The sequence below is a fragment of the Streptococcus sp. CCH5-D3 genome (genome assembly GCF_001556435.1).
In the GTDB taxonomy this organism is placed as follows: Bacteria; Bacillota; Bacilli; order Lactobacillales; family Streptococcaceae; genus Streptococcus.
Genome location: NZ_LSIW01000002.1, coordinates 1 through 266, shown reverse-complemented (window position 1 = coordinate 266; position 266 = coordinate 1). Strand labels below are relative to the sequence as shown.

General features: G+C 47.4%; 1 protein-coding gene. It reads left to right on the top strand.

Going from position 1 to position 266, the window contains the following annotated elements; genetic code table 11:
• On the top strand, positions 1–266 hold a 266-nt coding region (locus AX662_RS00010; protein WP_197414646.1), incomplete at both ends, for an N-acetylmuramoyl-L-alanine amidase.

Below are 266 nucleotides of genomic sequence, written 5' to 3'. Positions count from 1 at the left end.
AGTTCAGCAGCACAGGGAATCGAAACTTATTATTACCAACCTTATGCAGAATACCCATCACGTATTAATGCGACTTACCATGCTAATCCGACGCGATTGAGCATGAGTGACACTTTGGCCAATGCCATCCAGTCCAGCATTATTAATGCGACTGGCGCTCAGAATCAGGGTGTGAAACGTCAAACCTTTGCAGTCTTGCGTGAAACGACAGCGCCAGCAGTTCTCCTTGAACTTGGCTTCTTGTCAAATCCTCAAGAAGCAGCCCG